7 protein-coding genes are annotated in these 6970 nt (G+C 33.5%); 1 reads left to right on the top strand and 6 read right to left on the bottom strand.

Annotated features, from left to right (window positions below; translation table 11 throughout):
• Positions 1 to 14: 14 nt before the first annotated feature.
• Complete coding sequence (locus YW9_RS0110015; protein ID WP_026193775.1) at positions 15 to 179, top strand: transposase; 165 nt, start codon at positions 15 to 17, stop codon at positions 177 to 179.
• Between the two features lie 193 nt (positions 180 to 372).
• Here the strand turns inward: YW9_RS0110015 and YW9_RS0110010 are convergent, their stop codons facing one another.
• The 6 genes from YW9_RS0110010 to clpX form a co-directional block, all read right to left on the bottom strand.
• A complete protein-coding gene (locus tag YW9_RS0110010) occupies positions 373 to 2223 on the bottom strand; it encodes a hypothetical protein (protein ID WP_040354097.1) in 1851 nt (616 codons plus the stop codon).
• A gap of 15 nt (positions 2224 to 2238) precedes the next feature.
• A complete protein-coding gene (locus YW9_RS0110005) occupies positions 2239 to 2685 on the bottom strand; it encodes a nucleoside deaminase (protein WP_018280035.1) in 447 nt (148 codons plus the stop codon).
• Positions 2686 to 2791: 106 nt separating this feature from the next.
• The gene (locus YW9_RS0110000; RefSeq protein WP_018280034.1) at positions 2792 to 3421 is read right to left on the bottom strand and encodes a DUF937 domain-containing protein; all 630 of its coding nucleotides are present in this window, start codon (positions 3419 to 3421) and stop codon (positions 2792 to 2794) included.
• A gap of 39 nt (positions 3422 to 3460) precedes the next feature.
• A complete protein-coding gene (locus YW9_RS0109995; RefSeq protein ID WP_018280033.1) occupies positions 3461 to 4411 on the bottom strand; it encodes a D-2-hydroxyacid dehydrogenase in 951 nt (316 codons plus the stop codon).
• Positions 4412 to 4692: 281 nt separating this feature from the next.
• Positions 4693 to 5655, bottom strand: coding sequence for a type I phosphomannose isomerase catalytic subunit (locus YW9_RS0109990; protein ID WP_018280032.1), 963 nt, complete (start codon positions 5653 to 5655; stop codon positions 4693 to 4695).
• Positions 5656 to 5740: 85 nt separating this feature from the next.
• A complete protein-coding gene (gene clpX, locus YW9_RS0109985) occupies positions 5741 to 6970 on the bottom strand; it encodes an ATP-dependent Clp protease ATP-binding subunit ClpX (RefSeq protein WP_018280031.1) in 1230 nt (409 codons plus the stop codon).

The raw sequence follows: 6970 nt of genomic DNA, 5'->3' as shown, positions 1-6970 counted from the left end.
GACAAAATGAAAACATTTATTTTGACGAAGAATTATATAAAAATCGGTTTAAAATAGAGAGGAGTTTTGCGTGGCTTGATGGTTTTAAAAGATTGATTATAAGATATGAAACCCTAAACACAACTTGGATGGCTATGTTGTATATAGGGATTATACTAACATTTATTCGAAAAGTTTAAACAAGTTTAAAATAAATACTTTATAGAACTATAAAAAGTATAAATAAATTTTGTGTTTTTTAACTACAAAATTATTTTTAAAAGACTAAAAAACAATAATAAATAATGAAAAGAAGTTTCTTTTACACTTTCTCAGAAAAAAACACAAAAAAATAGCTATCCTACTCTATTTAACCAAAAATTAAGAAGTATTTTATTTGTAAATTACTGTATTAGGAGGTCTGTATTGAAAGGTTTGCAATCTGAAATCATCATTTTGTATGTTTGTAATTTTGAAAATATGATTTCCTTCCATAGGTATTTTTGGGAAATAACATAATGAAAATTGAAAACTTTGAAACATCAGGTAATCATTTGATATATAGAATCCTATAGCTACTTTTGAATAAACATCTGTTTTAAAGAAAGGCTTATTCTCCTTTCCTAAAAAGCCTATATCTACATTAAAAAATGGATTAAACCTGAAACCCAGCCAACTGAACGGACTATAGGATTGTGTTTGCGAAGAAAGTACAAGTTTCCGAGTTCCATAAACATTGCTATAAAACCCTAAAATTCCTTCTCTTTCATTGAGGCTAACTCTGTCTTTAGGGTGAGCCGTTCTGTTTAAACCTACTACGAAAGATGTTTTAAAAAATTGTCGGAAATGCCAATTCCCCAAAGAGAAAAGATTTGAAAAATAAATACTTTCTCCTTTAAAAACGCTCTGTTTCACATTGTCTTTCATCAGCAAACTTCCCGCTTCTAAATTCAGAGAATAATACCCTTTATCAGCGTACTTAGCCAATGAAAATCCAAGTCCAAAATAGGGATGCAATTTTTCATTTTTCTGTAATGTACCCAAAGTAAGAAAAATAGAATGCCCTATGTTCACATCTTCAATATCTCCGTGTCTGAAAATATATCTATCCTGAACAAAGTTTGTTTTATTCAAACTGAACTTCGACAATAGCAAATGTTCATTTGAAAAATAGTTATCAACATTCAAAGAATCAGGAGCATTTTCAGCATAATTCAAATTTTTATAACGTGCCGATATGACGAAATTATTAACAGAACCAAGAGAATTCTTTTTCAAAGGTATGGCGTATCCTCCATAAACATCAAATATTTTTGTTCTCAAAGGAGGACGATACACACTATCTTTAAAGAAAATATCTTCCTGATACCGATTCTCGTGATACCCAATTTTTCCCGCCCAACGTGTATAAGGAGAGTAAAAGCGTCTTTCAGCTACCAATTGCTTTGAAAATAAGTTTTCATAATCCCGATAGTATGAAGTAAATAAATCAATATGTGTATTTTGAATATTTTTGGCACGATATCCAAATCCTTTTCCGTTATCACTGAAGCTCTTAAAATATTGCCTGTACAGAACGTATGCCTCGTGTCCTAAACCAAAAAGATTTTGTTCATTAACACGTATCCAACCTCTTTTATCGGTTAAATCACTTGCGAAGAACATTGTCCAGCTATCTAAAGCCACAACCTGAATATCAACAGAATCAGAAACAGCAGAAATTTCCACAGGACGAATAAGTACACGCCTGATGTAATTTTGCTCCCTTAAAAGACGCTCCGATTCCTTCAAAAGTAAGGAGTCCATCGGTTTATTTTCAGAAAATAGAAGCTGTTTTTTAACCGTTCTTGCTCTCGTTTTTATATGCAATGCATTCCCATAGACTTCCATTTTCTTTTGAGGAGTTTTTGACAAATCCTTTTCATCAAAACCAAATGGGTCTAAGGTAACAACCTCTATTTTCCGTATGATTTTTCCTTGATATTTTACATAGTTCAGATTTAATTCTTTATCAATTTGTTTTGAAGTTGGCGATTTTTTTGATGAATCTGAAAAGAAAGAAGCTAAATTCCTTGTTAATTTATATTTTCCAAAATATCTTTTTACTCTGCTGTAAAAGTCTTTATCTTTTTGAATTTCAGTAGAGTCTTTTTTAATTATATCCAATGAATTGGTTGCCTGTGGAAACAAAAATAATGTTCCCAGAAAGAATATTACCACACAAAGATATAACCTACGACTCATCTTTTATTCAATATATTATTTTGCCCTCTTATTAGCGAAAAACTCTCGCAAAAGTTGTGAACACTCCTGCTCAAGAACATTTCCTTTAATTTCTGTTTTTGGATGAAGTTTACCTCCCATTACTGTAAATCCCCTTTGCAAATCACTTGCTCCATAAACCACACGCGAAATCTGACTCCAATATAAAGCCCCTGCACACATCATACAAGGTTCCAAAGTAACATAAAGTGTACAGCTTTTCAGATATTTACCCCCCAAATAATTTGACGCCATCGTAATTACCTGCATTTCGGCGTGTGCTGTTACATCGGTTAAGCGTTCTGTTAAATTGTACGCTCTGGCTATTATTTGATTATCAACTACGATAATTGCTCCGACAGGAATTTCGTTTGCATCAAATGCATTTTCTGCTTCCTGTAAAGCTCTTCTCATAAAATATTCATCGTCAAACATCTGAAACATAATTAAATATCCTGTTTTTAATTTTTTTATCAGATAAAAATAGCTTGATGTAGTTCTTGTTATGAACAGCACCAAACTATTTGTTTATATTATTTTTTTTGGATTGCTATTTTCCTCCTAAAAATCCGCCAAGCAAATCTCCTATTCCTCCTTTATTATCCGATTTTCCTCCCAACATTCCGGCAAGGTCATCCATAATATTTCCATCTCCGTTGGAGTCTAATAACGATTTTAACATTCCTCCTAAATTATTATTTCCTAAAAATCCTGATAATAAATCTCCCAATCCACTGGCCGATGAAACATTATTGTCTGAAACTTTTTTTCCTAAAAAGCTCATTAATACTGGGACCAAAGATTGTAAAATTTGAACAACATTTGAGGAAGAAACTCCAGTTTTAGCACTAATAGCATTTGCCATAGTTGATTCCTTGCCACCTAACAAATGTCCTAAAATTCCAGCTCCATCTTTAGTCACATCACTATTAACCCCATCATTAAAGAAACTACCAAGATTATCCAACAAACTCCCATCGTGTTTGTTACTCTGCAAGGCACTCAATAGCCCAGCAACTCCCTCTCCTGAAGTATTATTTTGCATTGCACCCATCAATAAAGGTCCTGCCATTTCAATTACAGAAGAAGCTTGTGAAGTAGAAACTCCCGTCTGTTTACTAACTCCATCTACAATTTTTTGGAGATTATCTCCTCCCAGAAAATCTAAAATTCCCGCCATTTTATTAATTTTTAAAATTATTATTGAATTTGCTAAAAGTTATTTGAGTAAACTGACAACCTGTTCCGCTAATTCCGTGCCAATTCTATCTTGAGCTTCAATCGTTGAAGCCCCAATATGTGGTGTTAACGAAACATTAGGATGCATTAACAATCTGATTGATGGAGTTGGCTCATTTTCAAACACATCTAATCCTGCGAAGCTCACCTTTCCACTTTCTAATGCCTCAATTAAAGCCTCTTCCGAAATTACCCCTCCACGAGCCAAATTTATAACCCCTACTCCTTCTTTCATTAATTCAAATTCCTCTGAATCAATAATATAAACATCTTGAATAGGAGAGTTTATTGTAATGAAATCAGATTGTTTTAAAACCTCTTCTTTTTCAATCGTTTTTACTAAAAATGAGATTGTTCTACCATCGAAAAAAGGAAGTTCTATATCCGCCTCTTTCACATTAGGGTCATACGCTATTACATTCATTCCCAAACCTATAGCCATACGAGCTACTGCCTGACCGACTCTTCCAAATCCAATAATTCCCAAAGTTTTTCCTCGAAGTTCTACTCCGTTGGAATATAATTTTTTCAATTGATTAAATTGTGTATCTCCCTCCAAAGGCATATTTCTGTTGGAATCGTGCAAGAAACGTGCTCCCGAAAACAAATGTGCAAAAACCAATTCGGCTACGGAATTTGCCGACGAAACTGGTGTATTAATCACGTGGATATTTTTGCTTTTCGCGTATTCAATATCAACATTATCCAATCCAACTCCTCCACGACCAATTAATTTCAACGAAGGACAGCCATCAATGATATTCTTATCAACCTTTGTTGCCGAACGCACTAAAAGAACATTAATATCATTCTGATTTATATAATTTATTAATTGATTTTGAGCGACTTTTACTACAATTACTTCAAATCCGTTTTCTTCAAGATGTTGTTTTCCTAATTCGGAAATTCCATCATTTGCAAGTACTTTCATTCCTTTTTAATTCCTTTACAATATTATTAAATAGAACGGCAAAAGTACTATTTTTCTACCAAAAATGTATCTTTCTGGAAGAGTTTATTTACAAAGATTGTTTCGTTTTGGAGAGTGTATTTCCAATACAAAGTTTATTTTTTAGAAAATTCAGAAAACTAAAAAGCGTATCTTGACCAAAACTTTACATTGTTTCAATCAAAAATACGCCTGTAACACTAAATTTAAACTATTTCGGTATGTCTTCACATACGTTTCTAACTTCAAAAATTTATCTCTTTTTACAACCTTACTTCCAGTAATTCTATAGCGGTTGTATTTACGTATAATTTCTGGCAATTAGCAGGAAATAAAATTGTTTCTCCTTGTTTTACAGATAGTTCTGTTTTCCCGTCAGAAAGTGTTCCTCCGCCTTTCACACACATATAAATATGAAAAGAATCCTCTGAACCTATTTCTTTTTCAAAATTTTGTGTCAAATTCAAATAATTCGTGATGAAATATGGACAATTAACCATCGTATTGGTTGTATCTTCAGATTTCGAGTAATCTACTTTAAAATCATCTTTCTTTTGATAATCAATCGCATCAAGAGCTTGTTCAGTGTGAAGCTCTCGCAAATTTCCATTTTTGTCCCTACGATTAAAATCGTACACGCGATATGTTATATCACTCGTTTGTTGAATTTCAGCAATGATAATTCCGCCCCCGATAGCGTGAACCTTACCTGTGTTAATGAAAAAAGTGTCTCCCTCACTTACCTTTTCGTAATTCATTATATCCGTGAGCGTTCCGTTATCAAGATGTTGCTGATACTCCTCTTTAGTTACATCCTTGTTGAAACCTACAATGAGTTCTGCTCCCTCATCGGCTTGCATTACGTACCACATTTCTGTTTTTCCGAAAGAGTTATGCCTTTTTTTCGCCAGTTCATCATTTGGGTGAACTTGAATTGACAAATCTTCACGAGCGTCAATAAACTTTATCAAAATCGGAAAATCAGCACCGAATTTTTCATAAACATGTTTACCCAATAACTCATTGGGATACAAATCAATAAGCTCTTGCAGAGATTTCCCAGCAAACTCACCATTCGCCACCACAGAAATATCACCTTTCACAGCTGACACTTCCCAACTCTCACCTGTAATATCTGTTTCGATAGGTTTGTTAAACAGCGTTTTTAATTTGGTTCCTCCCCAAAGTCTCTCTTTAAGAATGGGATTAAATTTTATTGGATACATAAATCAATTTTTTATAGTAGTTATTATCTTAAGTCTTGAAAAATAAAAACTCAAAGCCCGTTTTAGAACCTTGAGTTTCTTATATTTATAGAATCACCTGTAATCCTGATTTATTAAGTTTTTCTTCAGCATACTTTTTAGTTACTATGAGTTCTTTTTCTTCAGAACTTGGTAACTCAAACATTGCATCTGTTAAAACACTTTCACAAAGTGAACGAAGCCCACGTGCTCCGAGTTTGTATTCCATTGCTTTTTCAACAATAAAATCAAGGCCTTCTTCCTTTATTTCAAACTTAATCCCGTCCATCTCAAACAACTTTTTGTATTGTTTGATTATGGCATTTTTAGGCTCTGTCAGAATCATTCGTAAAGTTTCCTTATCAAGCGGATTCATATAAGTCAGAACTGGCAAACGCCCGATAATTTCAGGAATTAAACCAAAATCTTTTAAATCTTTTGGGATTATGTATTGCATCAAATTTTTTCTGTCAATAACTCCAGTTTTTGATGAATTATATCCCACTTCTTGCATATTCAGTCGTTTGGAAATCAATCGTTCAATACCGTCAAAAGCTCCTCCTGCAATGAAAAGAATATGCTCTGTATTTACTTCAATATACTTCTGGTCGGGATGCTTACGTCCTCCTTTAGGTGGCACATTTACGATAGAGCCTTCCAGAAGTTTCAACAATCCTTGCTGTACACCCTCGCCCGAAACATCACGAGTTATTGAAGGATTATCACTTTTCCGTGCAATTTTATCTATTTCATCAATAAAAACAATTCCTTTTTCAGCTTTAGAAACATCATAATCAGCCGCTTGTAATAATCTCGAAAGGATACTTTCTACGTCTTCTCCCACGTAACCTGCTTCCGTTAAAACAGTAGCATCAACAATTGCCAAAGGTACGTTTAGCAACTTAGCAATTGTTTTGGCAACGAGTGTTTTCCCTGTTCCCGTTTCCCCCACCATTATTACATTACTTTTCTGTATTTCTACATTATCATCAGTATCAGGTTGTTGCAACCGTTTATAATGATTGTAAACCGCTACAGAAAGAATTTTTTTAGTAAAATCCTGCCCAATGACATACTGGTCAAGAAATTCCTTAATTTCTTGTGGCTTTTTTAATGTAATATCTTCATTTGAGAAGCTATTTTCTGTTTTGAAATTAAATTCCTCCAAAAGAATTCCGTGAGCTTGTTCAATACAATGATTACAAATTCTTGCTTCTAATCCATTGACAAGTAAATCTGTTTCAGCTTCAGGACGACCACAAAATGAGCAGTAGCTATCTTCTTGTTTCTTTGCCAT

The organism is Capnocytophaga cynodegmi DSM 19736, assembly GCF_000379185.1.
Taxonomy (GTDB): domain Bacteria; phylum Bacteroidota; class Bacteroidia; order Flavobacteriales; family Flavobacteriaceae; genus Capnocytophaga; species Capnocytophaga cynodegmi.
Note: the sequence above shows the minus strand (reverse complement) of the source record. Positions and strands in the feature narration are given on the sequence as shown.